The sequence below is a fragment of the Pseudomonas sp. NPDC089534 genome, assembly GCF_044749305.1.
GTDB lineage: Bacteria > Pseudomonadota > Gammaproteobacteria > Pseudomonadales > Pseudomonadaceae > Aquipseudomonas > Aquipseudomonas ekonensis.
The window spans coordinates 1-2,480 of record NZ_JBIVHR010000197.1; the positions used below are offsets into that span (position 1 = coordinate 1).

The 2,480-nt window shown below is 59.2% G+C and carries 3 protein-coding genes; all 3 read right to left on the reverse strand.

Annotated features, from left to right (window positions below):
• Positions 1 to 81: 81 nt before the first annotated feature.
• On the reverse strand, positions 82 to 666 hold the full coding sequence (gene pth / locus ACIP0B_RS28300; RefSeq protein ID WP_085584703.1) for an aminoacyl-tRNA hydrolase: 585 nt from the start codon (positions 664 to 666) through the stop codon (positions 82 to 84).
• A gap of 169 nt (positions 667 to 835) precedes the next feature.
• On the reverse strand, positions 836 to 1,432 hold the full coding sequence (locus ACIP0B_RS28305; RefSeq protein WP_400838467.1) for a 50S ribosomal protein L25/general stress protein Ctc: 597 nt from the start codon (positions 1,430 to 1,432) through the stop codon (positions 836 to 838).
• Positions 1,433 to 1,574: 142 nt separating this feature from the next.
• Positions 1,575 to 2,480, reverse strand: a complete 906-nt coding sequence (locus ACIP0B_RS28310) for a ribose-phosphate pyrophosphokinase (RefSeq protein WP_400838470.1) — start codon at positions 2,478 to 2,480, stop codon at positions 1,575 to 1,577.

A 2,480-nucleotide genomic window follows, 5' to 3' on the forward strand; every position in this document is an offset into this window, starting at 1 on the left:
GTTGAACAGGGTGGACTTGCCGACGTTAGGAGGCCGACGATGCCGCAATTGAATCCCATGGTGTTTCCCCTCGGATAAGAGTCAGGCCTTCTGGCTGTGCAGGTTTTTCATCGCGCGGTTCCATTCTCCGGCGAGGATATCCGGCAGCACGCCGAGGGCGAAGTCGATGCTGGCGTCGAGCTTTTCCTGTTCGGCGCGCGGCGCACGACCCAGGACGAAATTCGACACCATGCTGGCCACGCCCGGGTGGCCGATGCCGAGCCGCAGGCGATGGAACGTGTTCTGATTGCCCAGTTGCGCAATGATGTCGCGCAACCCGTTGTGACCGCCATGGCCGCCGCCCTGCTTGAGCTTGGCGACGCCCGGAGGCAGGTCGAGTTCGTCGTGCGCCACCAGGATCTCTTCGGGCTTGATGCGGAAGAAACCGGCGAGTGCCGCCACGGCTTGGCCGCTGCGGTTCATGTAGGTGGTGGGAATCAGCAGACGAACGTCCTGACCTTGATGCGAATAGCGTGCGGTCAGGCCGAAATACTTGCGGTCGGCCACGAGGCTGACGCCTTGCGCGTGGGCGATGCGCTCAACAAAAAGGGCCCCTGCGTTATGCCGGGTCTGTTCGTATTCGGCGCCTGGATTACCCAGGCCGACGATCAGTTTGATGGCAGTCACGATAGGGGCCCTTCTGTGGAGTGGTGGATGTCATCGCCGCAGCTTATGCATGCGGCGAAAACGGACGAAAAATGCGCATTTACCTTGGATGTAAACTCCGCGTTCTCGCCCGCTTTCTCGCTACGCTTAAGTCCGCGATGTTCCGCCCGCTCCGGCAAGCAGAGTGAAATTACTCTGCTGCGCCTTCTGCAGCTTCTGGAGCAACACGTGGAGCGTGAACGTTGGCCACAGCCAGGTCGTTGCCATGAGCCAGTGCCACGAACTCAACGCCTTTGATGGCCTTGATGTCGGACAGGTGGATGATGGTGCCGACTTCGGCCTTGCCCAGGTCAACTTCGATGAACTCAGGCAGGTCTTTGGCTTCGCACGAAACTTCGATTTCAGCCACGACGTGGGAGATCTCGCCGCCTTTCTTGACTGCGGCTTCTTCGTTGATGAAGTGAACCGGTACCTTGGCGGTCAGTTTCTGGCCGGCAACAACGCGCACGAAGTCAGCGTGCATGATGAACTGCTTGGCTGGGTGACGCTGCAGGGCTTTGACAACGACGTTTTGCTTGGTGCCGTCGACGTTCAGCTCGATCACGTGGCTGAAGGCAGCTTCGTTTTCGAACAGCTTGGTGATTTCCTTGGCCAGGATGGTCAGGGACTGGGCGTCCTTGTTGCCACCGTAGACAACGGCAGGAATGTTGGCGGCGTGACGCAGGCGGCGGCTCGCACCTTTCCCCAGGTCAGTACGCGCTTGAGCGTTCAGGGTGAAATCAGTCATTTCGTTTCTCCAAAATAGCCATCACCGAGTGGCGTTTGCGACCAGCGCCAAACACGGTATGGGCAAAAAAGCCCCGCCCCGGACAGGAATGCCGGGGCGGGGCGCTTTTCGTCAACGGGACGTTTCGAGAAGGGCAGGGCCCTTAACGGAACATCGCGCTGATCGATTCTTCATTGCTGATGCGGCGAACCGCTTCGGCAACCACCGGTGCGATATCCAGTTGACGGATACGCGCACAGGCTTGTGCTGCTGCGGACAGCGGGATGGTGTTGGTCACCACCAGCTCGTCCAGCACGGAATTCTCGATGTTCTCGATGGCCCGGCCCGACAGCACAGGGTGTGTGCAGTAGGCGAAGACCTTGGCTGCGCCGTGCTCTTTCAGGGCCTTGGCCGCATGGCACAGGGTGCCGGCGGTATCGACCATGTCATCGACCAGGATGCAGGTGCGACCTTCGACATCGCCGATGATGTGCATCACTTCGGAGTGATTGGCTTTCTCACGGCGTTTGTCGATGATCCCGAGATCCACGCCCAGGGATTTGGCAACGGCCCGTGCACGCACGACGCCGCCAATGTCCGGGGACACGATCATCAGGTTCTCGAAGCGCTGGTCTTCGATGTCATCCACCAGTACCGGGGAGCCGTAGATGTTATCTACCGGAATATCGAAGAAACCCTGAATCTGGTCAGCGTGCAGGTCAACCGTGAGCACACGGTCGATGCCGACGACGGTGAGCATGTCAGCGACGACTTTCGCGCTGATGGCCACACGTGCGGAACGCGGACGGCGATCCTGACGGGCATAACCAAAGTAAGGGATAACAGCAGTGATACGAGTAGCCGAGGAGCGGCGGAAGGCATCGGCCATCACTACCAGTTCCATCAGGTTATCGTTGGTCGGAGCGCAAGTCGGCTGAATAATGAAGACGTCTTTACCGCGAACGTTTTCATTGATCTCGGCAGTGATTTCGCCGTCGGAGAACTTACCGACAGAAATGTCACCGAGAGGGATATGCAGCTGACGTACGACACGCCGGGCCCGCTGCAT

What these genes read in the sequence shown, in the direction of transcription:
- ACIP0B_RS28310 (WP_400838470.1), bottom strand. Translation starts at nt 2,480, where the DNA reads ATGCAGCGGGCCCGGCGTGTCGTACGTCAGCTGCATATCCCTCTCGGT.
- ACIP0B_RS28305 (WP_400838467.1), bottom strand. Translation starts at nt 1,432, where the DNA reads ATGACTGATTTCACCCTGAACGCTCAAGCGCGTACTGACCTGGGGAAA.